The organism is Brevibacillus sp. B_LB10_24, assembly GCF_046036945.1.
Taxonomy (GTDB): domain Bacteria; phylum Bacillota; class Bacilli; order Brevibacillales; family Brevibacillaceae; genus Brevibacillus_C.
On record NZ_JBJQOQ010000004.1, the window covers coordinates 19,602 to 43,267 of the forward strand.

Consider the following 23,666-nt stretch of genomic DNA (forward strand, 5'->3'; position numbering starts at 1 on the left):
TGGACAGTACATGAACAAATACACAGTCTTCGGACGTTGGACGGCGATTTGCCTGGCGCTAATGCTGGTGCTGGCGGGATGCGGCTCCGCGGGAAAACAGGCCGGCGGTTCGGCGGATACGAAAACGAGCGGTTCAACAGACCAGCAAACAGGCAGTGCAGACAAGAGCGGGAAGGTCATTCGGATCGGCTACCAGAAAGGGAATACGCTAAACATATTAAAAGAGAGCGGATTGCTGGAGAAAAGCCTGAAAGAACAGGGCTACCAGGTGGAATGGAAGGTATTTGCATCAGGGGGTCCGCTGCTTGAGGCACTGTTCTCCGGCAGTATCGACTACGGACATGCGGCGGATGGCCCAGGTATCTTCGCACAAGCAAGCAACAAGCCGCTGGTTTACGTCGGGGCGGACTTGCCCAACCCGGAAGGAGTAGGGGTCATGGTCCTCAAAGACTCCGGGTTGGGCAGCATCGCCGATCTGAAAGGCAAGAAAATCGCGGCGCTAAAAGGCGGCAATCACCACTATCTGGCGGTGCTGGCATTGGAAAAAGCGGGGTTGACCGCTGACGATGTCGAGTGGGTGTACGTGAAAGACGCCTCCCAAGGACGTGCGGTGTTTGAAACGAAGCAGGTAGACGCGCTCGCTTCCTGGGACCCGTTCTTTGCCGGAGTGGAAACCGACCTGCAGACGGTAAACCTGACGGAAGGCATTGACTATCAGTACCCCAACCGGACCTTTTACTTCGCCAATGTGAAGTTTGCCGAGGAACATCCGGAATTGGTGAAAGCCATTTTAGAAGCAACCCAAAAATCGGATGAATGGGCAAACGAAAATAAACCGGAAGTGATCAAGCTGCTCTCAGAGATGCTGGGCATCGATCAAAAGGTGATGACAAGAGCGATTGAACGCCGCCAGTACGGTGTGGAGAAAATCACTCCGGAAGTGATTCAAGCCCAACAGGTGCAGGCAGATGTCTTTTACCGCATCGGACTGATCCCGAAACAGGTGAATGTAGCGGAGATCATGCCGGTAGATGCGAAGTGGGCACCAGAATTGAACAAGTGACGGCAGGGGGAGAGGCGTAATGAAAACAAAAGTTGTGCAACAGGCATTGCCTTGGCTGCTTCCCCTTCTGCTCTTGGCAGGTTGGCAAGTCTGTTCTTCAATCGGACTCATTTCTACGCAGTTGTTTCCATCGCCGGCGACCGTACTGTTTTCGGCCTGGAATCTGATTCTGACGGGGGAGCTGGCGTATCATATTGAAGCGAGTCTAAGCCGGGCGTTTATTGGCGGGGTGATTGGCGGGGGCATCGGATTTATTCTGGGAATGCTGAACGGGTTGTCCAGAACGTCCTTTCGATTGACGGATACGACCGTTCAGATGATTCGCACCATTCCTCATCTCGCGCTCGTACCGCTCGTCATCATCTGGCTGGGCATTGATGAAGGCTCGAAGATTTTTCTGGTGGCCCTGGGTGTGATGTTTCCCGTTTACATCAATACCTTGCACGGCATTCGCACGGTGGATGCCGGCTATATCGAAATGGGGCGCATGTACGGGTTGAAGGGATATCAGTTGTTTAAGGAGATCCTGCTGCCGGGAGCGCTGCCATCGATCTTCGTGGGGATCCGCTATGCGCTGGGCGTCATGTGGCTGACGCTGATCATCGCGGAAACGATCGCCACAAATGAAGGGATCGGCTATTTGGCGACGAATGCGCGCGAATTCATGCAGACCGACATCATCATTATCAGCATCATTTTGTATGCCTTGCTTGGCAAACTGGCAGATTTGCTGGCGCATTGGGGAGAGCGCCGGGCACTCCGCTGGCATCCCAGCTATAACATTCAAAACTGAGGAGGAAGCAGGATGAGCGGCAGCGCACTGGAGAGCAGAAAAGAAGAAACGGGTAAATCCCGGGGGGTTCATATTCACGTAAACCATGTCGTCAAAACATTTGGCGAAAAAGAGGTATTGAAAGGCGTTGACTTGGCGATCGAGCCGGGGGAATTTGTCGCCATCGTAGGGAAGAGCGGGAGCGGGAAAAGTACGCTGCTGCGCCTGATCGCGGGACTGGATGAGCTAACCGGCGGACAATTGCTGTTTAACGGCGTGCCGGTAAAGGAATCACAGTCCAAGGCGACCATGATGTACCAAGATTCGCGGCTGCTGCCGTGGAAGAAGGTAATTGAAAATGTCGGCTTGGGTCTGAAGGGCAATTGGCGGGAAAAGGCAGAACAAGTATTGGAAGCGGTCGGCCTGCTGTCGTTTCAAAAAGAATGGCCCTCGACACTTTCAGGCGGGCAGAAGCAGCGCGTAGCACTCGCTCGAGCGCTGGTTCACGAGCCTTCACTGCTGCTGTTGGACGAACCGCTGAGCGCGCTGGACGCTTTAACGCGTCTGGAGATGCAAAATCTCATCGAAAAGATATGGCTCGACCTGGGCTTTACGGCTTTGCTTGTCACCCACGACGTCCGGGAGGCGGTGCGATTGGCAGACCGGATCATCTTAATCGAGAATGGACAGATTGCGCTGGACATTCCCAATCACGCGAAGCGGCCGCGGCAGTTCTCGGATATTTCGCTCGCCCTGCTGGAGAAAAACGTTGTGGAGCGGATCATTGGGGCTCCAGAGAGAGATTAGGACAAACCAAACGGGAGCCAAGGAGATCAATCCTTGGCTCCCGTTTGGTGTTTAGGTAAGTAAATTTCGAAAAGTTAATATTGACGAAATAGATTCATTTCTTGTAAACTTCTAGTTAATCATCTTGTATGGTACATGGTACATAAGTATGGTACATGGTACAAGATGGCAGAATCTGGATGGGGTGTTGTTATGGAGAAGTCGTTTCCTACGGAGTTGTCCATTGAGAGTATTCATACACAGGTGACCAACGCACTGCGGAAGTCGATTGTATCCGGGTATTTTCGTCCCGGGGAGAAGCTCTCGGAGACTTCGTTGGCGCAGTTGTTTGGCGTCAGCAGAACGCCGGTGCGCGAGGCGCTTAAGCAATTGCAACGGGAAGGGCTTGTCGAGGTCATCCCACGTGTCGGTACTTGTGTCACCAAACCTACGGAAAAAGAAATCAACGAGTTGTTTACAGTAAAGGAGGTGTTGGAGGGGTTGGCGGCCGCCTTATTGGCCCGACGCGGAGAAGTGCCGGAACTGGCCGAGCTGGCGGAAGCGACAAAAGATCTGGAAGACGCCGTGCAAAAGGAAAGTATCGATCTCTACGTGGACGCAAACGACCGTTTTCACAGCGCCATTATGAGGGGCTCCGACAATAAAAAGCTGCAGGATTTGTTTCAAATGTCCAGCAATCAGCTGCCGTACAGCCGGTACGTGTACCTGACGCTTTCACAGCCGCAGCGGCTGCAAAAATCCCTGGAGGAACACCGCCAGATTTTTCTGGCGATCAAATCCGGCGAGGATCAAAAGGCGGAGAGATTCATGCGGGAGCACGTCAGGGCAAGCGCCAGCAAGTTGCGGGAAGGGCTTGCCAAGAAGCTGATTGAGATGGGCTTTGCTGATAGAAGTGACAGGAATGTTCAAACATTTTTAAGAGAGCGATCGGAAAGGTGAGTGAATCAAAAATGAAGTTTGGATTGTTTGCCAACCTGGCGGGCCCTGGCCGTCACGAAGAATTCCATGAAGCGATCGACGAAGCAAGGGAGCAGGCGATCTTTTGCGATGCAGCCGGTTTTGATTCGATCTGGTACACGGAGCATCACTTCGGCCACGAAGGATACGAATTAATCCCCAACCCGATTTTGATGGGGGCGGATATCGCCGCGAGGACGAAACGGATTCGCATCGGACAGGCCGCCAACATCATCACGTTCTGGCACCCGCTGCGCCTCGCGGAAGACATCGCCCTCCTGGATCAGTTGAGTGGAGGACGGGTGGAAGTGGGCGTCGGACGCGGCCTCTACGGTCGTGAAGCGATGAACTTGAACCAGTTGGCCGACCCCAAGGATCAGGAGCAAAACAGAGCGCTGTTCGAAGAGACTTTTTCCATACTGAAGAAAGCGCTATCAGAACGGTTCTTCTCCCATCAGGGACGTTTCTACCAGTTCCCGGCTCCGGGCCTGAAGTGGAATCATCCGCTTAGTCCGCAAACGGAAGAGTACATGGATATGGAAAAAGGCGAGATCACCAAGATGTCGATCATGCCGCCGCCATACCAACGTCCGCTGCCGCCGCTCTGGCAGGTGATCGATACGCCCCGTTCGATCAAATGGGCCGCGCAGAATAGCGTAAAGGGAATTTTCTGGATGCCGACAGTCAAAGAACTGAAGGGGCGGTTCGAGCTGTACCGGCAAACCGCCGAAGAGGCCAGGGGTGTACCGGTTCAACTGGGTGAGGATCTTGCTCTTGTCCGCGACTGCTATATCGCCGAGACGATGGAAGAGGCCCGCCGTGACGCAGAGGAAGCCATCCTCCATACCTACCGCTGGATATGCCACTGGCGCGGTCTGGGCAATCTGCTCGATCCAGGCGAAGAGCTTCAACCGGGAACAGAGCTGAGCTTCGACTTCCTGCACCCGCGCAACCTCTTGGTCGGGACGCCGGACTACGTGGCAGAAAAGATTTTGGAATTGAAGGAAGAGTTGAATCTCCAAAACCTGTTGCTGTGGATGAATCACGGAAGCTTGCACCACAAAAAGATCATGCGCAGCCTGAAACTATTCTCCGAAGAAGTTATGCCGCGAATCAACAAATAATCGAACAAACGAATTGAGTACAGGGAGGATACGACATGTTGGACATTAGAAAGGTGTACACCGCTTACGAGGAACTGCGCAGCGAAGGAGGCCGCGAGGTGAATCCGCCGATTGCGATGGCAGCCGTGGCAGCGGTGATCACGAACCCCTGGGCAGGCAGAGGTTACGTGGAGAACCTGAAGCCGGAAATCGACGAGATCGCACCGAAACTGGGCGACCTGCTGGTTGAGTACCTGTATAAGCTGGTGGGTTCGGCAGACGAAGTCGAAGCATACGGAAAAGCAGCGAACGTCGGACTGAACGGGGAGTTGGAGCACGCCAACGCTCTGATCCATACATTGAAGTTCGGAAACAAGTTCCGGGATGCCGTCCAAGGGACAAGCATTCTGCCCTTTTCCAGCAGGCGTGCCGGAGCAGGGAGCATCGTAACGATCCCGATGGTTCACAAAACGGACGAATCCATGCGTTCCCACTACCTGACATTTGAATTCAACATTGGGGATGCGCCCCGTGAAGACGAAATGATTGTAGCCATCGGCGCTTCGACGGGAGGGCGACCGTTCCCGCGGATCGGCAACCGTCATCAGGATATGAAGGAAATGGGGCTTGTGTAGCATGCCGTTTGCCGGTGAAGGAAACAAGCTCACGTATTACGAGGAAGCAGGCAGCGGGTTTCCCCTTGTGCTGATTCACGGCGTCGGACTTGACCATACCATGTGGGGGCGGCAGGTGGACGAGCTGTCCCGGCACTACCGGGTGATCCGCTACGACATGCTGGGACACGGGCGATCGGCCAAGCCCGCAGGACCGTACTCACTGGCCCAGTTCGCAGATCAGCTGCAGATGTTGATCGACCGTCTGGACATCGCCAAAGCCCATGTTCTTGGCTTTTCGATGGGCGGACTCGTGGCTGAAGCCTTTGCGCTGAAGGAGCCGAACAAGCTGTCCGCGCTGGTCATCGCCAACTCGGTTGCCAAGCGGACGCCCGAGCAGCGAAAGGGAGTGCACTCCCGCGTGGAAGCAGTGAGGGTAAAAGGGCATACGGCCACGATCGACGCGGCCCTGGAACGCTGGTTTACACCGGCGTTTTGCAAAGATCACGCGGACGTAGTCGAAGCGGTCAGAAGACGCCTTGAGGAAAATGATCCGGCCGCATATCTGGCCGCGTACACGGTCTTTGCCAATGCAGATGAGGAACTGTTCGATGAACTGCCGCAGATCCCATGTCCGACTTTGATCGTCACCGGTGAAAAAGACAGCGGATCAACGCCGGATATGGCGAGGCTGCTGGGCGGGCAAATCAAGGATTCCCGCGTGGAAATCCTGACGGGCGCGAAACACATGATGCCTGTGGAACGGGCAGCCGAGTTTAACCGCATTCTGCTTTCGTTTTTGAAAAAACACGGATGACAAACAGGAGGCAGTATGGAAAACCAATTGAAACGATACCAAATGTACATCGGTGGTCAATGGGTAGACTCCGCTTCCGGTGAAACCTTTACCAGCTTCAATCCGGCTACCGGCGAGCCGTGGTGCACGGTTCCCAAAGGTACGGCAGAGGATGTGGACCGGGCTGTCCGGGCAGCCGGCAAAGCGTTTGAAGATTCTGCCTGGGCCAAGATGACCTACACCCAGCGCGGCAAGCTGCTGCGCCGCCTCGGCGATCTGATAGCCGAGCGGGCAGAGGAGCTGGCCGTGTACGAAACCTTGGACAACGGAAAACTCCTCCGCGAAATGCGCGGTCAGTTAAAGTACTTGCCGGAGTATTACCACTACTTTGCAGGATTGGCGGACAAGATTCACGGTGAAACGCTGCCCATTGACAAGCCGGACTTGTTCGTGTTCTCCACGCGGGAACCATTGGGCGTGGTCGCTGCGATCACGCCGTGGAACTCTCCGCTCTATTTGACGACGCTCAAACTGGCTCCGGCGCTTGCCGCCGGCAATACGATTGTGATCAAGCCTTCCGAGGTGACCTCCGCTTCCCTTTTGGAGCTGATGCGGCTGGTCGAGGAAGCCGGATTCCCGCCCGGTGTCGTCAACGTGGTGACCGGTTTTGGCGATCCGGTGGGAAGCGCGCTTACCTCTCATCCATGGGTGAATCGCATTGCCTTTACCGGTGGACCGGAGTCTGCCCGCCATGTGGTGCGGGGCTCTGCAGAGAATTTCGCCCGAGTCTCACTGGAGCTTGGCGGCAAGTCCCCTAACATCGTGTTCGAAGATGCCGATCCGTACAATGCCGCGATGGGGATCGTCGCCGGAATATTTGGGGCGGCGGGACAAAGCTGTGTCGCCGGTTCTCGGGCGTTTATCCACGCGGATGTGTACGACAAGGTGATGGAGCTGTTGGTTGGCAGAGCTTCGGGCATCAAGATCGGCGACCCCCTGGCCAGCGAAACGGAGATGGGGCCATTGGCCATTCCCGGGCAGCTGCAGCGCGTGGAAGAATATGTCCAGGCCGGATTGGATGAAGGCGCCAGGCTCGTGTTTGGCGGCAGACGCCCTGAAGGGCTGGGAAAAGGCTGGTACTATACCCCGACGATCTTTGAAGATGCAAGCAACCAAATGAAAATTGCCCAAGAAGAAATTTTTGGACCGGTCCTGACTGTTATCCCGTTTCGCAGTGAAGAAGAGGTGGTCAAGCTGGCCAATGAGAGCAAGTACGGGCTTGCGGCAGGGATATGGACCAGCCATGTAGGAAAAGCACATCGGGTAGCCAAAGCCATCCGGGCCGGCATCGTCTGGATCAACACATACCGCAGCATTTCGCCGATCGCGCCGATCGGAGGGGTGAAGTTCAGCGGTTACGGCAGGGAAGGCGGCTGGGAAGCCATCTACGAATACACACAAAGCAAGGTGGTTTGGGTCAATACCTCCACCGAACCGATGCCCGATCCGTTCATCATGAGATAGCAAAAATGTCTTACTAATCAGAAACAGGGGGGATTCTTATGGAAAAAAACAAAAAAATCGGCTTCTTGGCCAAGTTAGGGGCCGTTTCATTGGCGATGGCTTTGATCGCGGGATGCGGAAATTCCGGCAGTACCGGCAGTACCGGCAGTTCCTCTGCAGAGGGTGGAAAGACGTCCGCACAAAGCGGCGGGGGATCGGTTACCTTTGTCAGTTGGGGCGGGACGACCCAGGATGCCCAAATGAAGTACTGGGGCAAGCCTTTTGAAGAAAAGACGGGAATCAAGGTCGTGCAGGACGGTCCGACGGATTACGGCAAATTCAAGGCGATGGTTGAAAGCGGCGATGTCAAATGGGACGTCGTAGACGTGGAAGGCGACTTCGCGTATCAGGCAGCCAAGGACGGCCTGTTGGAACCGCTCGATTTCTCGGTGATTAACAAAGGCGACCTCGACCCCGACTTCGTGTTTGATTACGGCGTAGGGAGCTTTGCCTACTCGTTTGTAAACGCCTACAATACCAACAAAATCAAGGAAAAGCCGCAGGGGTGGAAGGATTTCTTCGATCAGACAGCATTCCCCGGCGATCGTACGGTCTACAAGTGGCCGACCGTCGGCGTGCTTGAAATGGCGCTGCTCGCAGACGGCGTTGAACCGTCCAAGCTGTATCCGCTCGATCTCGACCGAGCGTTCCGCAAGCTGGATGAGCTGAAGCCGTCCATCAAGTGGTGGCAAACGGGGGCGCAGTCCCAACAGCTGATGGCCAATGGCGAGGCAAGCATGGGTTATGTATGGAACGGTCGGATGTATTCGCTGATAAACGACGGGGCACCTGTCGAGATCGATTGGACGCAAAACATTCGGACTGGTGATTACCTGGTTGTTCCCAAAGGAGCCAAAAACAAGGAAGCAGCCATGAAGTTTATCGCCCAAGCAGTTAGTGTCGAAGCACAGGCGGGATTTGCCAATGAAACATCCTACGAACCGATTAACGTGAAATCGATGGGTCTGATCGACAGCAAGCTCTTCCCGTACCTGCCCTCTCAGCACAAAGAGACGCAAGTGCTCCTGGACGTGGCTTACTGGGCGGAAAACAAAGACAAAGTGATCCAACAGTGGAACGCCTGGCTGTTGAAGTGAACAAACCATCGTGGGAACATCGTCGGCGGCGCTCGTCATACGGATGGCAGCGCCAGGCCGCCCTCAGCAGAAAGTGTCTCGGTACCTAAGACCTGAGGAGGACTGCAATGAGTATGCAAACAGTAAGCAGGAAGCGGATTCGCCTGGGAGCAACGCGTTCAAACAAGGTGCTGCTCATCATTCCGGCTGTCGGATTGCTTGCCTTATTCTTTATCTATCCGATTGTCACCATCCTGTTGCGAAGTTTTAGCGACCCGAAGTGGGGTCTGCAGAATTACGCCGCATTCTTTCGTGAATCGGCGTACCTCGGCGCACTGGCCAACACGTTTAAAATTGCCGTTACCGTCACAGTCATCACGCTGGTGCTGGGTTATCTGGTCGCCTACGCGATGACGACGGTAGGGCCGAAAATGAAAAAGTTCATCCTTATCGCCGTGTTAATACCGTTTTGGACCAGTTTGCTGGTGCGAACCTACGCCTGGATGGTTCTGCTGCAGAGCGAAGGCATCATCAATCGTTCCCTCCTGTATCTCGGCATTATCCACGAGCCGCTGCAATTGATTCACAATTTTACGGGCGTCATTATCGGAATGGTATACACCATGCTGCCGTTTATGATTTTGCCGATCTATGCGACGATGACCAGCATTGATCAGGGCTTGATGCGAGCGGGAGCGAATTTGGGAGCGCCGCCGGCTGTCGTGTTCACGCGGATTTTCATGCCGCTGACGCTTCCCGGAGTAGGAGCCGGCTCGATCATGGTCTTTGTCATGACGATCGGTTATTACATTACACCGGCACTGCTTGGCGGTTCCAAGGATACCATGATCGGTCAGTTCATTGCAGAGCAAATCCAATCTCTCCTGAACTGGGGCATGGGCGCAACCGCGGCCGTGGTACTGGTCACAGCGACGATGATTTTCTTTGTCTTCTATCTAAAAATCACCAGTTTGGAGAGGAGAGCTTCATGAAAAAGGGAGAAATCGCGTTGACCACGATCCAAGCAAATGCCAATGAGCGTCCCCGGACTCGCCGCTCCGTGAGTCGGGTAAAAGCGGGCCGCATCTTGCTCTACTTCGCTGTCGGTCTCATCGTGCTGTTTCTGCTGCTGCCGATCGTCATCATTCCCTTGCTGTCCTTCGGCTCCTCGCCGTGGCTTCAGTTCCCGCCTCCGTCGTGGACGCTCAAATGGTATGGGGAACTGTTCAACTCTCCGGACTGGTGGGGACCGATTATGAACAGTGTGAAGGTTGGCATTTCCGTCGTCGTCCTTTCACAGCTGATCGGCGTTCCCGTCAGTTACGCATTGGTGAGAGGAAAATTTCCGGGAAGGGACTTTTTAAACGGTCTATTGCTGATGCCGATGATCATGCCCTACATCATCTATGCGATTGCGGTATACAGCTTGTTTCTCAAGCTTGGAATGAACGGAACGCTGATTGGACTGATCATTACTCATACCGTCCTGGCCCTGCCCTACGTCGTGATCAATGTCTCCAATGCATTTCGGGCGATGAGTCCGGCTGTGGAATACGCGGCGGCCAGCTGCGGTGCGGGGCCGTGGCAGACGTTTCGCTATGTGGTGCTGCCGCTCATTCGGCCCGGGGTGACTTCGGGTGCCGTATTCGCGTTTGCGATCTCATGGGATGAAGTGATAACGTCGATGTTCGTGACAGACCCGCAAACGATAACGCTCCCCGTCAAGATCTGGACGACCCTGCGGCTGGATCTGTCACCTGTAATCGCCGCACTCTCTACCATTATGATCGCACTCTCTACCATCATGCTGGTAGTCACAACGTCCAAGGGCTCCGCAGACGTGTTCGGCAGTCCTTCCGGCAAACGGGAGTAGAAAGGAGAAGCGCATGATGACAAGACAACAAACGGAAGAAAATTACTTGCATATCGCAAATCTTCGCAAGGAGTATAAAGACTTCCTGGCAGTGGACGACGTTTCACTGAAGATAAACCGAGGGGAATTCATGACGCTGCTGGGTTCCAGCGGGTCGGGCAAATCGACGACATTGCTGGCGATTGCCGGATTTTTGGAGCCGACGTCAGGCGATATCTTGCAATCCGGGCAAACCATTCTCGACAAACCGCCCCATCAGCGGAATATCGGGATGGTGTTCCAACAGTATTCGCTGTTTCCGCACATGTCCATCGCCGACAACATCGCATTTCCCCTGAAGATGCGCAAGCTGGAGAAAAGCGAAATCCAGCGCAGGGTCAGCGACATGCTGAAGCTGATCGAGCTGGACGGGTTCGGACAGCGCAGGCCGCAGGAGTTGTCCGGCGGTCAACAGCAGCGGGTGGCTCTGGCGCGGGCACTGGTGTTTCAGCCCAATATCCTGTTGATGGACGAGCCGCTTGCCGCACTGGACAAGAAGCTGCGGGAAACGATGCAGCTGGAGATACGGCGCCTGCACAGCCAACTGGGATTGACGATCATTTACGTCACCCACGATCAGGAGGAGGCGCTGAAGATGAGCGATCGGATCGCCATCTTCAACAAAGGACGGATCGAACAATTGGGCACGCCGCTCGATCTGTACGATCATCCCCGCACTCGTTTCGTCGCGGAATTCCTCGGCGATTCCAACTTGTTTCCGGGCAGGGTGGCGGATCGGTCCGACCAGCAGACAGTGGTCACGGATGCGAGCGGCCAGACTTTGCTCGCATCGGCGAAACGAGACTGTACAAAAGGTGACGAGGTAGTCCTGATGGTCCGGCCGGAAAAGGTAGATATTGAGACGAACAGAGACAAGCTGACCTCCCCCAACTTCGTGGAGGCAAAAGTCATAGAGACCGTTTTCCTCGGCGACAATTACAAGTACAAGCTGACATCGCCGGCCAACCAAACCATTACGGTAAAAAAGCAGATCCACATGGTCGGAGAGCGGATGCTGTCCGTTGGCGACCAGGTATACGTCACCTGGGATCCGGAAAACGCAATTGTTTTGGCCTCCTAGCTGGACAACCTGCAACGGCCGAAGGAACAGCATCAAACAAATCGAGGTGAAAACAGATGAAGTTGTTGGGAATTTCCGGTACAATCGCCGGTTCCAAAACGGGGATTGTGGTACAAAAAGTATTGGAAGAGGTAAGGGCCAACTTCCCTGAGGCAGAGGTGGAGTACCTGGACCTAAAGCAGTACGACGTGCAGTTTTGCGACGGCCGCGACCCGTCCAAGTACGAGGGAGATACAAAGCGGGTCATTGACATTGTATCCTCGGCTGATTTTTACCTGATCGGCACCCCGGTCTTCCAGGGATCGCTCAGTGGAGCGCTGAAAAACTTGTTCGACTTGGTGCCGGTCTCCGCATTCCGCCACAAGGTGATGGGATTCATCGCGACAGGAGGCACCTATCAGCACTACCTGGTGATTGAAAACCAACTGAAGCCGATTGCGGGATACTTCCGCGCCTTCGTCGCACCGGGATCCGTGTACGCCCACAACGATCACTTCCAGAACAATCAGATTGTCGATGAGGATGTACTGGAGCGGATTCGGGGACTGGCCCGCGAATTGGTGATGATGCAAAAAGGATTGAAGCAGGGCTAGTCGAAAGATCTGGATGCTGGGTATGGAGGGTTGTGCATGAAAACCGTGGAGATCCGTCGCAATATACTTGGCACGATCAAGGGAACCGTCACCAGGGGACGACAGGTTGCCAGGAAACTGGGATTTCCCACAGCCAATCTCCAGGTGGAAGCGATCGAGGGCGAGTTTCGGCTGGGGGTGTACGGAGTCACGGCCCGGTATCAAGGCAATCAATACGAAGGGGTCATGAACGCCGGCATCCGTCCCACCTTCACAGAGCTGCAGCCCGTTGTGCACTATGAAGTACACTTGTTGAACTTTGACCAATCGATTTACGGTGCCAGGCTGGAAGTGGATGTTTGCTTCTTTGTGCGCGATGAGATGAAATTTCCCCGCGTAGACCAGTTGACGCGGCAAATCGCAAAAGATGTGCAAAACGTACAGAAGCGCTTTGAACTGCTGAACTCGGCAGAGGTCGAAGTGCATTTGACGGATTTTGCCTTTGGCAAACTGTGTGAAGATGTCTACGGCATCAACCGGGGCGTCTACAACACGATTGAGACATCGCTTTACGCCAGAGGGTTGACGCATATCATGAAGCGGAGGAAGGCCGTCCTCTCATTTCTCGAATACCTGACATTCCAGAAGGGCGTAAAAAGGACGTCGCAGATCAAATTTGGGAATGGCGGGTTGACAGCCAATTTACAGGAGTTTTGCCAGTCCCATCTAGGAGAATGGTAGACCATGGGATAAAGCATTCGCTGGAGGAGGGAGGAAGATGGCGTACTATGCGGCCGTCCTGCACATGCTTGACCCGGTAAAAAATCAGGAGGTCCGCTCCCGGCACATCGAGTATCTGGAGCAGCTGCAGCGAGCGGGGAAAGTATGGGGAAGAGGACCGTTTGCCGACGGTTCGGGCGGTTTGGTAGTGTATATTGCCGACAGTTGGGAAGAAGCGCAGCAGTTGGCAAAAAGCGATCCGCATGTGCGGGAAGGATCCCGGCGGCTTGAGCTGCGTGAGTGGCAGGCGATTTTTTAATAGGAAAGCTCCTTGTCTCAGAAGGGATAAGGAGCTTTTGCTATTTTTAGCAGACGTGTCATTTTAGACTTTTTTTAGAATTGGTTTAGAGGCAGTTTAGGGCTGCGGGCTACGATGAATAACAGAAAGCTTTCCGGCAGGTGAAGGCTTTCCGATTCAATCCATAACGTGTAACGGAGGGATTCACGATGAAAAAGAAGTGGTTGGCGATGGGGACTGGCATCGGGGTCGGGGCCGTCATGCTGCTGGCCAGCGGCTTTACCGCGGCTGCGGGAAGCTCGGGGTATGACGTCTACAAAGCCGCCTTGAAAAACAACCTGGCCGTATCCAGCATCACCGGCAATCTGCATGTCACCGTCACTGACAACGACGCGGAATTGCTGCAGGTCCAATCCAACGTCAAGGCGGATTTTAACCGGCATGACGCGAGTGCAGCCATCCAGGCGGACAGCAGCGCTGGCGGCACGAAGGCTGTACATGTCTACCGGCAGGAAGACAAGACGATTGTCAAACCATCAGACAGCGACGTGTACCGGGTGATGGAGCCGGCAGGGGGAAAATGGCAAAACCATAGCGGAAAACCGGCGCTGACAGGCGATGCGGAAAACGTAATCGACGCCTTGGTCGGACATCTGCGGGACCAAGTCACCTTGGAAGACGGCGCGAACGGCGGCAAACTCGTCTCCCTTCATCTGAGCGGTGAACAAGTGCCGGTTGCTGTCAACGCATTAGGCTCCTTCATCATCAAAAAAGCGTCCAGCATGGAACACGGCAACGGCCAGTGGGACGGCGAGCACGGTCAAAACCCAGCTCCGTCCATCGATTTAAAGCCGAACCTTCCGAAGCTGACAGATGAGATCAGCGTGCAGGAGATTGACCTCGACGCCGCCATCAATCGAGACAATTACATCGAGCATGAGACGGCGAAGATTGTGATCGTCGGTAAAGATGAAGCCGGGAAAAAACATGAAGTCGCCGTTAACCTGGCCGTCGACTTGACCGATCTGAACCGGACTGTTCCAGACCATGTCGACTTAAGCGGCAAGGAAGTCGAAACCGTTCCGGTCGACTCGATGAGGCATCGCAGCTGGCACTAACCTATCACGGGCGGATAGTATTCGGAGATGCTGCTGTCCGCCCGGCCATATCACAGGGGAGGGAGCGGTGAGATGGAAGCCGTACTGCAAGTGCGAGAGCTGACGAAACAGTATAAAAACGGCCGGGGCGTTAAGCAGGTCAGCTTCGACGTCCGCAGAGGGGAGATTTTTGGTTTATTCGGTCCGAACGGGGCGGGAAAGACGACCGTACTGAAGATTATCACAGGACTGTGCGCTGCGGATGAAGGAAGTGTCACACTGTTTGGCTGCAGGATCGACGAGCATTTCGAAAAAGCGATGAAACGCGTAGGCTGCATCATCGAAACAGCAGAAGCCTACGAATATCTGAGTGCCTGCGACAATCTAAAGCTGGCGGCCCGATTTTACCCGGAGCTGCCAAAAACCAGGATCGAGGAAGCGCTGGAATGGGTAGGGTTACGTCCGTACCGGCATGAGAAGGTGGGCAGGTATTCACTCGGCATGAAGCAGAGGCTGGCGCTGGCCAGGGCCCTGTTGATCGAACCGGAGCTGGTCATTTTAGATGAACCGACCAACGGCCTGGACATAGAGGGGATGGTCGACGTGCGAAATCTAATCCTTCGCCTATCCCGGGAACAGGGCACGACATTTCTCATCTCCAGCCACATGATCCATGAAATGGAACAGATCTGCACTCGGATCGGCATCCTGTACGAAGGTAAACTGATCCGACAGGGAGAGGTCCCAAAGGTATTGGACGGACAGCCGACGCTGGAGCAGGCTTACATGTCGGCCATTCAAACCGCCAAGGAGACGGGTGCTCATGCATAGCTTATACGCAAACGTGCTGAACGAGACGCATAAACTATTTCGCCAAAAAAGGACGAAGCTGGCACTGCTGCTGACCGTGCTGGCGCCGGTGTTGTCGGCCGTACTGCTTGACAGCTTTCACAGCAATACGGGGATTTTCTTCGGCCGGGATTTTACGCTGCTGATGCTCGGATTATTTTCAACCGTGTTTTTGCCGCTGTTCTTGTTTATGACAGCAGCCGATTCATTCGCCGGTGAAGTGGCCGCGCGTACGCTGAAGAACGTCCTGGTGCAGCCGATTGCCAGATCTAAAATATTCGCATCGAAAGTGATCGCGATCACGGTATTTACGGCTGCCCTGCTCGCTATCGTCTGGCTGGTTTCCTTACTGGCAGGCCTCGTTTTTGTCGGCGGGATTACTTGGCGCGGATTGGCGGACAGCTTGACGGCTTATCCGGCTGCCTTTGTCTCCATGACAGCGGTCGGAATGGCGGCGGTATTCGTCGCGCAGTGGTTCCGCAGCGGCGTCGGCGCGTTTGCTCTATGTGTGTTCCTTTATATCGCGGCAAAGCTGCTGCCTTTTATTTTCCCGCAAATGGCGGCGTGGTCTATCTTCTCTTACACGGATTGGCACATGCTGTGGATCGGGAACGCTGCATCGTTTGGCAGGCTGTTCAATGCCTTCGTATTCCTGCTGTCAAGTTGTATAATTACCTATACGGCAGGCTGGTACCTGTTCGAGAAAAAGCAAATCTAACGAAACGGGAGATAGGTCTATGTCCATCAGGACGAAATTGCTGCTTTCCTACATCGGCATGATTTTGATTCCATTGGTGTTGTTCGGAATGTCCGTTTTGCTCTTGATCGCTGTTTTTTTCCAGGACATCCAGGGTGCAGCCGGGGTTTCCCCGGGCGAAGAGGGGAGGAAGTGGACTCCCGCTTTGATTCGGGATACGTTTGCCAAGCGGGACGATCTGTTATACGGATTCAAATTCGTCGCGCAGTACGATCCTGGCCGGCTGACAGATCGCGACTTTTTAAGCGGCATAGACGACCAGCTGATGAGTATGAAGGCAGGGATGATTGTTGTGAGGCAGGACGGGATCTTGTACGTATCCCCGTTATTGGACGACACCGCCGACTTGCTCGGCAAACTGCGCCATGTAGAGACGGGCCCCGGCCGCTTCGGTTCGCACCTGACGGGCAACGGCCGGTTTTTTGCCGTCGAGAAGCAGGAATTCACTTTTCCGGACCATACTCCCGGTACGCTGTACATGTTGTGGGACACAAGTGAGATGGCCCAGTTTTTTCGCAGGTTCTTCCCCTTGGTGATCCTCTCATTGCTGATCGTGCTGGGGCTGACCAATGGACTGATGACGTTCTTGGTTTCCCGCAGCATCATTAAGCCCCTGTTCGTGCTGAAACGCGCGGCAGAGCAGATCAAGGACGGCAATCTCGATCACGAGGTGAAGCTGAAGCGAACAGATGAGATCGGCGAGCTGAGTCAGGCCTTTGAAGAGATGAGGTGCCGGCTGCGGGACTCGATTCGCCTGCAATTGCAGTATGAGGAAAATCGCAAAGAGCTGTTGTCGAACATCTCGCACGACCTGAAAACGCCGATTACCGCAATCAAAGGATGTGTCGAGGGCATGAGCGACGGTGTAGCTAATACGCCGGAAAAGCGGGAGAAATACATCGAGATGATTGCGAAAAAGGCGGAGGAGATGGACCGCCAAATCGATGAGCTGTTCTTATTTTCCAAGCTCGACTTAAAGAGCCTGCCGTTTCACTTTGAGCGGCTGGACATTACGGCTTATCTTCGCGACTGCGCCTGGGAGCTGCGCCACGATCCGCAAAAGCAGGGCGTTGCAATCTCGTTTGAGTACGGTGGCAATCGACCGGTATACGTCATCGCCGACCGCGAGAAGCTTGATCGGGTCATCAGCAACATCATCGAGAACAGCATGAAATACATGAAGAAAGAAGAAAAAGAAATTCACATTGCATTGTTCCCGAAGGAGACGGAAGTGATCGTCAGTATTCGGGACAACGGACCGGGTATCGAAAGCGCGGCGCTGCCGTACATTTTTGACCGGTTTTATCGGGCGGAACAATCGCGAAACAAGAGCACGGGCGGCAGCGGGCTCGGCCTGGCGATCGTAAAGCAAATCGTCGAGGAACACGGCGGCAGAGTCTGGGCGGAAAGCGCGGCAGGAAAAGGAACAGTGATTTCTTTTACTCTGCCGAAACAAACTGGTCAAGCGGGGAATGGACATGAAACGGATCCTGATCATTGAGGACGATAACGTCATAGCGGAAGTGGAGAAGGATTACCTGGAAGCGAGCGGCTTTCAGACGGATGTCGCCCACAGCGGTGACGTCGGCCTGCAGATGGCATTAAACGGCTGTTACGATCTGATCATCCTCGACCTGATGCTTCCGCAGACGGACGGATTTGAAATTTGCCGCCAGGTTCGCAAGGCGAGCAACGTACCGATCCTGATGGTGTCCGCCAAGAAGGAAGATGTAGACAAAATTCGCGGGCTGGGACTGGGCGCCGATGATTACGTGATCAAACCGTTCAGCCTGGGTGAACTGGTGGCCCGGGTCAAGGCGCATCTCGCCCGTTACGAACGATTGGTCGGCAGCGGAGAAACGAAAAAAGAAGAGATTCGCATCAGGGGGATTCGCATTGATGTGCCGGCCAGACGAGTATTCGTCAATGAAACCGAAGTGACGTTCACGTCCAAGGAGTACGACCTGCTGCTTTTTTTGGTGAAGCATCCAGGCAGAGTATTCACGAAGGATGAGCTTTTCGAGCGGATTTGGGGCCTGGATTCGCTTGGCGACATCGCTACGGTCACCGTCCATATCAGCAAGCTGCGCGAGAAAATCGAGCTGAATCCGTCCAAGCCGCAATACATCGAAACCATCTGGGGCGTAGGCTACCGGTTTAACATGTAGTCTTAGCGTACATGGCCGCCGGGCATTTTTTCGGAAACGGGGCGGAAAGGAAGATGGATTTTGTATAGGGTCACGATGAAGCAGAGAAGATTCCTGTTGTTTTTGCATCTGTTTTTTTCCTCGATCATGCTTGGCGGCGCCGTCCTGTTTGTAGTCATGAGCATTCGAGCAGCCGTTACGGATGATGAGCAGGTGCTGAAGGCATGCTATACCGTTATGCATATTTTGGCCACGACGAGCGTCAGGGCCTCTACGATCGGGGCCACGGTTACCGGGATCCTTCTGTCCGTGTTGACTCATTGGGGGTTGTTCCGGTTTTATTGGATCATCGCCAAGGAGGTATTGACGCTCGTTACAATTGGCATCGGGATCGTCGGCATGTACTTTTGGACGCTGGGGGCCTTTTCGGTGACGGCGGCGGAAGGGATGGCTGCTTTGCACAGCCCGGTCTTTATCGCAAACATCCAGCAGCTTTATGCCGGGATTGCGCTGCAAGTGGCATCCCTGGTCGCGATCTTCCTGCTGTCGGTCTTCAAACCGTGGGGACAACGGAAGCAAAAAATCGTTCACAATACGTACATGACATAGAAAAAGGATGGGACTACTTTCCCATCCTTTTGCGCTTATAGACGTTGATTAATATTTTTTCAGTACAATGACCGCGTTGTGGCCGCCGAACCCGAAAGAGTTGGACAGACCAATTTGCAGCTCTGCTTCTCTGGCGCGGTTGGGGACGTAGTCGAGATCGCACTCCGGGTCGGGATGCTCCAGGTTGATCGTAGGCGGAATCACGCCATCCTGCAGCGTCTTGGTCAGGGCTACGGCCTCCACTCCGCCTGCTGCCCCCAGCATATGGCCAAACATCGATTTGTTGGCGCTGACCGGGAGCCGGTAAGCGTAATCGCCAAACAGCTTTTTAATCGCCATGGTCTCCGAGCGGTCCCCGATCGGGGTACTGGTCGCATGGGCGTTGATGTAATCGACGTCTTCCGGTGAAATTCCGGCGTCGTCGAGGGCTGCTTTCATCGCCCGGTATGCCCCCAGACCTTCCGGATCGGTCGCAACCATGTGGTAGGCGTCGGAGGAAGCACCGTAGCCGATGACTTCCGCGTAGATGCGGGCTCCCCGCTGCAGTGCGTGTTCCAGCGATTCCAGAACGAGCACACCGGCGCCTTCAGCCGCCACGAAGCCGTCGCGCTGGGCATCGAACGGGCGGCTGGCGCGCTCCGGCTCGTCATTGCGAGTAGAGAGTGCTGTCGCGTTGCCAAACCCGGCGATTGCCAAGTCCGTCACTGTCGCTTCCGTGCCTCCGGCGACGACGATATCAGCGCCGCCGCGCTGGATCAGCTTGAATGCCTCGCCAATCGCGTTATTGCCGGTAGCGCAGGCCGTGACAGGGGCCAATGTCGGTCCCTTAATGCCAAACAGAATGCTTACCTGGGCGGCCGCCATGTTGGGGATCATGACCGGAACCATCGTGGGACTTACACGGCCGGGGCCGCGGGAGAGCAAAGTACGGTAGTTCTCCAATAATGTTTGGATCCCGCCGATCCCGGAGCCGATGTAGACTCCTGCCCGCTCTGCATTTTTTTCATCTATCTGCAGGGCGGCATCTTCGAGGGCCTGCTTGGCCGCAGCGACGGCAAATTGGCAAAACCGGTCCATCCTGCGGGCCTCGCGGCGGTCGATGTAAGCTTCCGGCTGAAAGTCCCGGACCACCCCGGCAAATTTGGTTTTATAGTCAGTGGTATCGAAGGTGTCAATCGCAGTAATTCCCGATTTTCCGGCAACGAGGTTTTCCCAGAAGCTATCCACGTCATTCCCGATCGGGGTGATTACTCCGAGTCCAGTTATTACGACACGTGACATCTGTTTCCCCTCCATGATCAAAATATACATTATCATGTCACAGAGATTATCATATTACAAGTTGTTGTCTATCATAGTATAATTAATAACAGAATAGGTCTGTGTCCAAGATTGAGGTGAACGGGATTGAACAACGATGTACGTCTTTTGGCACTGTCCGAGTTTTTAAAAACACACCGGGCAAAATTGAAACCGAACGAAGTGGGGCTGCCGGCAGGCGGGAGAAGGCGCACGCCCGGGCTTCGCAGGGAAGAGGTAGCCCAGCTCTCCGGCGTCAGCACAACCTGGTACACATGGCTTGAACAGGGACGGGATATCAGCGTGTCTCCGCAGGTTTTGGACCAGATCGCGCATACACTGCAGTTGAATGAGGATGAGCGGAAATACCTGTTCATGCTTGCGCACGGCCAAACGGCGTCCTCGGCTGCAGCGGAAAGCCCACCGGTGATGAGCGCCGCTACCAATTTGATTCTCAGCGAGTTCCGGCATTTTCCGACGATGGTCTCGGACCGGCGCTGCAATATCGTCGGTTGGAATGAAGCGGCGGCACGGGTGTTCATGGATTTTTCGCTGGTGCCGACGGATGAGCGAAACATTATCTGGATCCTGTTTACCAGGAAGGAATTTAAAGCGCTGGCCGTTAACTGGAGCGATTTTGTCCGCGGCTTTCTGGCGATTTTCCGTTCCTATTACGGGCAGTATGTGGGCGATCCCTGGTATAATGAATTTATTGTGAAGATGGGCAAAGCAAATCCCGAGTTTCGAAATTTCTGGAATCACAACGATGTCAGCTCGGCGCCGGAGGTATTCATCGAGTTTCGGCATGCCAAGGCGGGAAAAATGCTGTTTGACCTGACGTCGCTGCTGATTCAGGGACACAACGATTTACGTTTAAGCGTGTACACGCCCTCTGCCGGTTCGGATACCGAAGAAAAAATGAGGCAGTTGATGCGCAAGCACGATTAGAGGAGGCTGGATGTGTGGAGCAGAGAGTTGTCGGCCAGACGAAGTCGGTAGGGTTTCAAGTCGGCGTAAGAAGGACACTGCCTGTATCGCAGGAGAGGGCCTGGGAACTGGTCACCTCGGCTCAGGGGTTGCAGCTATGGCTCGGAGAAGCCACTGACATCAGCCTTCGTCCAGGACAAAGATACGAAACCAAAACTGGCGAGAGCGGCGAAATCCGGATCGTAAAACCGCTGCAGCAGCTTCGCCTTACCTGGCAGAAGCCAGATTGGCAGAGAGCGTCAACGGTACAGGTAAGGATTCTCCCAAAAGCAGGTGGGAAGACAACGATTAGTTTTCATCAAGAACATCTTGTGGACAAGCATGTACGGGAAGAGATGAAGGCACGTTGGGAGGCTGTGCTGGAGGAGATGGGCAAGAGGGTTATATAATCATGAGGCAACAACCACCCGGTATCTCTGTTTTATGGAGATAGGGTGGTTTTTTCGTCCTGATGTAACATATACAGACTTGATCCGTTGTAACCAGTGAAGGGGGAAGAAATGGAGAAAGAGACGTTCTCTGAACTGTTTCACAAATATCATTTTCCCCTCTACAAATATCTGCTGGGAATGTGCAGGTCGAGGGAGACGGCAGTAGGACGAAGCGTTGTCGGAAGTATCCTGCTGCTTTTCCTGCTGTACATTGCTTATATGATTTCTGTACAGATTTTGTACACGACGAGGTTCCGCATGACCTGCTTGGCAAACCAGATCGCGGCACGCCTGATCATAACGATGGGCTCTGGAATCAATTGAAACAAATCGGCGACGGGTATGTAGCACAGATGGCGTTTTCGAAGCCGGAGGGAAGCAGTGGAATTCTGATTTGAATACCTCTGCACGACTACAAGAAGCTGTCGGTCAAATGATGAAAGATATCGTATGGATGCAGGAAAACGGCAGCTACACCGAAAAGGAAATTGATGCCTTAAGAGTCCAATACCTGCAAACAATCCGCTCAAGGTGTACGGTGCAGTCGTCACCTGCCCGAATTGGAGAAGCTTCAACAAGAGAATGATTTTCACGACTTCCAGTTGGGGGATATAGAGGTATGGAACTGGGAGCGGGACAGAACAAGCGATGCCAAGTGAACATTGCCTTCTTAGGGAATTGAAATGTGCTACGATTATGTTACAATGAGTATAAATGTCTTCCCTATAGTTAAGACATCAGAAAACAGCGTATACTAGAAAAACCGGAGCGCAGCAACGCTCCGGCCTTGTACAATAGTCGTTCCCCATGGGGGGCGGCTCTTAAAAGGTCATGGAAGCAGATCACTAGCTGGGTAAGCTCAAGGGTGATCTACTTCTTTTTATGGAAGGACAGTATAGCTACAATCAATAGCCCGAATGTGAGCATTAAAATCTTATCAAGACTTTTTTTAAAAGACCTCTATATTATTAACTAGCGAATCTATAACTACATGTATTGATAGATCCGAGTGTAGCTTTGTAAATTATCAAGACCTAAATTATAAAAATCCTTAAAAATAAAGAAGAGCATATATGAGTCATGTATAAATATGTGCCCTTCTTTTATTCCATTAAAGCGCCCGATTGCGGTATAGTCAGATTGGGATAAAATAGACTTTATGTTTATTCAATTAAAAATTTGTTTGTAAGGGTTTATTTTATATACTCTCATAAATTTCTATAAGTGAACCGGCAGGATCCCTAAAATGAGCTACCTTGATTCCCCAATCCTTTTGACTAGTCGGTTTAGTAATAAACTCCACTTTACTTTTTAATTTTTGATATGTTTCCTCCACGCTTTTTACTTTAAAGATTAAAGCTGTTCTATCAGCCTTTGCAATATCTTTAGAATACTTTTCGCCAATAGCTTGAGCCATCTGTTTACGGTCAAAAACGCCTAAAGTAGCACCATTAAATTTGAATTCAGCATAATTAGAGTTTTCATCTCCCCAAATGACCTCAAATTCTAATACATCGCTATAAAACAGAAAACATTCTTTGTAATTGTCTACAAGTAACCGAATGTGAGTAAATTCCATTAAAAATACCTCCTCTTGTGGTCTACTTTTATTCATACCAAGCCTTTATTGGTCTATTTTTAGGAAAACCAACTTTGTCACGATAAGCCTTTCGATCTTCTGTAAAATCAAACCACTGTTTACTACTATCAAGATTGTTAGAAAAGTTGATTACACAACGAATTTGGTCTTCAACACAACTGTCAATCCACACACCTGATTTTTTTTCTAATTCATCAAAAAGTTCACCAGCATCCTTCGCCTTGATTTCTGATAACGAAAAAATGTTCAACTTAAAAACAAGCCTCTCAGCTAATTTAGGACCAATTGAAGGGACACTTTGAAAATCTGCTAACCCTTTCAATATTTTGGCTCTTTCAACAGAAACATCTAACATCTGAACTATTTGCTCTTTACTAAAAGTATGTATTTCACTTATTTTTACCTTAGCCTTTCTAAGTTTAGATTTCTCGCAGTCCGTTAAAGGCAATTTAGTACCCGAACTCAAAAATAACACCTCTTTTCACCAAAAGATTTATTCAATTAAATGGCCCGTTTGCGGAACTGTCGCAATCCTGCTCGTTAACTTAATTGTATC

General features: G+C 53.0%; 27 protein-coding genes. 24 read left to right on the forward strand and 3 right to left on the reverse strand.

Features of this window, described 5'->3' with window-relative positions; translation table 11 throughout:
- The first annotated feature begins 10 nt into the window (after positions 1 to 10).
- The 21 genes from ACI7RC_RS05780 (at position 11) to ACI7RC_RS05880 (ending at position 18,793) form a co-directional block, all read left to right on the forward strand.
- Positions 11 to 1,063: a sulfonate ABC transporter substrate-binding protein gene (locus tag ACI7RC_RS05780; protein ID WP_408107285.1), complete on the forward strand. Its 1,053-nt coding sequence runs from the start codon at positions 11 to 13 to the stop codon at positions 1,061 to 1,063.
- A 19-nt stretch (positions 1,064 to 1,082) separates the two neighbouring features.
- Complete coding sequence (ssuC, locus tag ACI7RC_RS05785; RefSeq protein ID WP_408107286.1) at positions 1,083 to 1,856, forward strand: aliphatic sulfonate ABC transporter permease SsuC; 774 nt, start codon at positions 1,083 to 1,085, stop codon at positions 1,854 to 1,856.
- 12 nt (positions 1,857 to 1,868) lie between these two features.
- Positions 1,869 to 2,642 carry an ATP-binding cassette domain-containing protein gene (locus tag ACI7RC_RS05790; RefSeq protein WP_408107287.1) on the forward strand — a complete coding sequence of 258 codons (774 nt, stop codon included), beginning with the start codon at positions 1,869 to 1,871 and terminating at the stop codon, positions 2,640 to 2,642.
- A gap of 192 nt (positions 2,643 to 2,834) precedes the next feature.
- Positions 2,835 to 3,581 (forward strand): GntR family transcriptional regulator, encoded by a 747-nt coding sequence (locus ACI7RC_RS05795; RefSeq protein WP_408107288.1) that lies wholly within the window; start codon positions 2,835 to 2,837, stop codon positions 3,579 to 3,581.
- Positions 3,578 to 4,723 (forward strand): LLM class flavin-dependent oxidoreductase, encoded by a 1,146-nt coding sequence (locus tag ACI7RC_RS05800; RefSeq protein ID WP_408107289.1) that lies wholly within the window; start codon positions 3,578 to 3,580, stop codon positions 4,721 to 4,723. Before ACI7RC_RS05795 ends, ACI7RC_RS05800 begins: the two co-directional genes overlap by 4 nt.
- Positions 4,724 to 4,758: 35 nt before the next feature.
- A complete protein-coding gene (locus ACI7RC_RS05805; RefSeq protein WP_408107290.1) occupies positions 4,759 to 5,337 on the forward strand; it encodes an amino acid synthesis family protein in 579 nt (192 codons plus the stop codon).
- A 1-nt stretch (position 5,338) separates the two neighbouring features.
- Entirely contained in the window at positions 5,339 to 6,133 is a 795-nt protein-coding gene (locus ACI7RC_RS05810) for an alpha/beta fold hydrolase (RefSeq protein WP_408107291.1), read from the forward strand.
- A 15-nt stretch (positions 6,134 to 6,148) separates the two neighbouring features.
- Positions 6,149 to 7,636 carry an aldehyde dehydrogenase gene (locus tag ACI7RC_RS05815; RefSeq protein ID WP_408107292.1) on the forward strand — a complete coding sequence of 496 codons (1,488 nt, stop codon included), beginning with the start codon at positions 6,149 to 6,151 and terminating at the stop codon, positions 7,634 to 7,636.
- 38 nt (positions 7,637 to 7,674) lie between these two features.
- Positions 7,675 to 8,772 carry an ABC transporter substrate-binding protein gene (locus ACI7RC_RS05820; RefSeq protein ID WP_408107293.1) on the forward strand — a complete coding sequence of 366 codons (1,098 nt, stop codon included), beginning with the start codon at positions 7,675 to 7,677 and terminating at the stop codon, positions 8,770 to 8,772.
- 107 nt (positions 8,773 to 8,879) lie between these two features.
- Entirely contained in the window at positions 8,880 to 9,743 is an 864-nt protein-coding gene (locus ACI7RC_RS05825; protein ID WP_408107294.1) for an ABC transporter permease, read from the forward strand.
- A complete protein-coding gene (locus ACI7RC_RS05830; RefSeq protein WP_408107295.1) occupies positions 9,740 to 10,624 on the forward strand; it encodes an ABC transporter permease in 885 nt (294 codons plus the stop codon). Before ACI7RC_RS05825 ends, ACI7RC_RS05830 begins: the two co-directional genes overlap by 4 nt.
- Positions 10,625 to 10,640: 16 nt before the next feature.
- Complete coding sequence (locus ACI7RC_RS05835; RefSeq protein ID WP_408107296.1) at positions 10,641 to 11,744, forward strand: ABC transporter ATP-binding protein; 1,104 nt, start codon at positions 10,641 to 10,643, stop codon at positions 11,742 to 11,744.
- A gap of 56 nt (positions 11,745 to 11,800) precedes the next feature.
- Positions 11,801 to 12,337 (forward strand): NADPH-dependent FMN reductase, encoded by a 537-nt coding sequence (locus ACI7RC_RS05840; RefSeq protein WP_408107297.1) that lies wholly within the window; start codon positions 11,801 to 11,803, stop codon positions 12,335 to 12,337.
- 36 nt (positions 12,338 to 12,373) lie between these two features.
- Positions 12,374 to 13,057, forward strand: coding sequence for a riboflavin kinase (locus tag ACI7RC_RS05845; protein ID WP_408107298.1), 684 nt, complete (start codon positions 12,374 to 12,376; stop codon positions 13,055 to 13,057).
- Positions 13,058 to 13,094: 37 nt separating this feature from the next.
- The gene (locus tag ACI7RC_RS05850; protein ID WP_408107299.1) at positions 13,095 to 13,355 is read left to right on the forward strand and encodes a YciI family protein; all 261 of its coding nucleotides are present in this window, start codon (positions 13,095 to 13,097) and stop codon (positions 13,353 to 13,355) included.
- A 188-nt stretch (positions 13,356 to 13,543) separates the two neighbouring features.
- A complete protein-coding gene (locus ACI7RC_RS05855) occupies positions 13,544 to 14,452 on the forward strand; it encodes a hypothetical protein (RefSeq protein ID WP_408107300.1) in 909 nt (302 codons plus the stop codon).
- Between the two features lie 72 nt (positions 14,453 to 14,524).
- Positions 14,525 to 15,262 carry an ABC transporter ATP-binding protein gene (locus tag ACI7RC_RS05860; protein WP_408107301.1) on the forward strand — a complete coding sequence of 246 codons (738 nt, stop codon included), beginning with the start codon at positions 14,525 to 14,527 and terminating at the stop codon, positions 15,260 to 15,262.
- Entirely contained in the window at positions 15,255 to 15,998 is a 744-nt protein-coding gene (locus ACI7RC_RS05865) for an ABC transporter permease (RefSeq protein ID WP_408107302.1), read from the forward strand. The genes ACI7RC_RS05860 and ACI7RC_RS05865 overlap by 8 nt, the downstream gene beginning before the upstream one ends.
- A 19-nt stretch (positions 15,999 to 16,017) precedes the next feature.
- Complete coding sequence (locus ACI7RC_RS05870; RefSeq protein WP_408107303.1) at positions 16,018 to 17,538, forward strand: sensor histidine kinase; 1,521 nt, start codon at positions 16,018 to 16,020, stop codon at positions 17,536 to 17,538.
- Entirely contained in the window at positions 17,516 to 18,205 is a 690-nt protein-coding gene (locus ACI7RC_RS05875) for a response regulator transcription factor (protein WP_408107304.1), read from the forward strand. Before ACI7RC_RS05870 ends, ACI7RC_RS05875 begins: the two co-directional genes overlap by 23 nt.
- 75 nt (positions 18,206 to 18,280) lie before the next feature.
- Positions 18,281 to 18,793, forward strand: coding sequence for a flagellar basal body-associated FliL family protein (locus ACI7RC_RS05880; protein WP_408107305.1), 513 nt, complete (start codon positions 18,281 to 18,283; stop codon positions 18,791 to 18,793).
- Positions 18,794 to 18,841: 48 nt separating this feature from the next.
- Here ACI7RC_RS05880 and fabF read toward each other — a convergent pair whose 3' ends face one another.
- Positions 18,842 to 20,074 (reverse strand): beta-ketoacyl-ACP synthase II, encoded by a 1,233-nt coding sequence (fabF, locus tag ACI7RC_RS05885; protein WP_408107306.1) that lies wholly within the window; start codon positions 20,072 to 20,074, stop codon positions 18,842 to 18,844.
- Positions 20,075 to 20,200: 126 nt separating this feature from the next.
- On the opposite strand from fabF, the gene ACI7RC_RS05890 reads away from it, so the two are divergent.
- The 3 genes from ACI7RC_RS05890 (at position 20,201) to ACI7RC_RS05900 (ending at position 21,834) form a co-directional block, all read left to right on the forward strand.
- Positions 20,201 to 21,040: a helix-turn-helix transcriptional regulator gene (locus ACI7RC_RS05890; protein WP_408107307.1), complete on the forward strand. Its 840-nt coding sequence runs from the start codon at positions 20,201 to 20,203 to the stop codon at positions 21,038 to 21,040.
- A gap of 14 nt (positions 21,041 to 21,054) precedes the next feature.
- Positions 21,055 to 21,468 carry an SRPBCC family protein gene (locus ACI7RC_RS05895; protein WP_408107308.1) on the forward strand — a complete coding sequence of 138 codons (414 nt, stop codon included), beginning with the start codon at positions 21,055 to 21,057 and terminating at the stop codon, positions 21,466 to 21,468.
- A gap of 111 nt (positions 21,469 to 21,579) precedes the next feature.
- Positions 21,580 to 21,834 carry a hypothetical protein gene (locus tag ACI7RC_RS05900; protein ID WP_408107309.1) on the forward strand — a complete coding sequence of 85 codons (255 nt, stop codon included), beginning with the start codon at positions 21,580 to 21,582 and terminating at the stop codon, positions 21,832 to 21,834.
- 874 nt (positions 21,835 to 22,708) lie between these two features.
- On the opposite strand, the gene ACI7RC_RS05905 is transcribed toward ACI7RC_RS05900, so the two are convergent.
- Both ACI7RC_RS05905 and ACI7RC_RS05910 read right to left on the reverse strand, forming a co-directional pair.
- Complete coding sequence (locus tag ACI7RC_RS05905) at positions 22,709 to 23,089, reverse strand: VOC family protein (RefSeq protein ID WP_408107310.1); 381 nt, start codon at positions 23,087 to 23,089, stop codon at positions 22,709 to 22,711.
- Between the two features lie 28 nt (positions 23,090 to 23,117).
- Positions 23,118 to 23,585, reverse strand: coding sequence for a helix-hairpin-helix domain-containing protein (locus ACI7RC_RS05910; RefSeq protein WP_408107311.1), 468 nt, complete (start codon positions 23,583 to 23,585; stop codon positions 23,118 to 23,120).
- Positions 23,586 to 23,666: the final 81 nt, after the last annotated feature.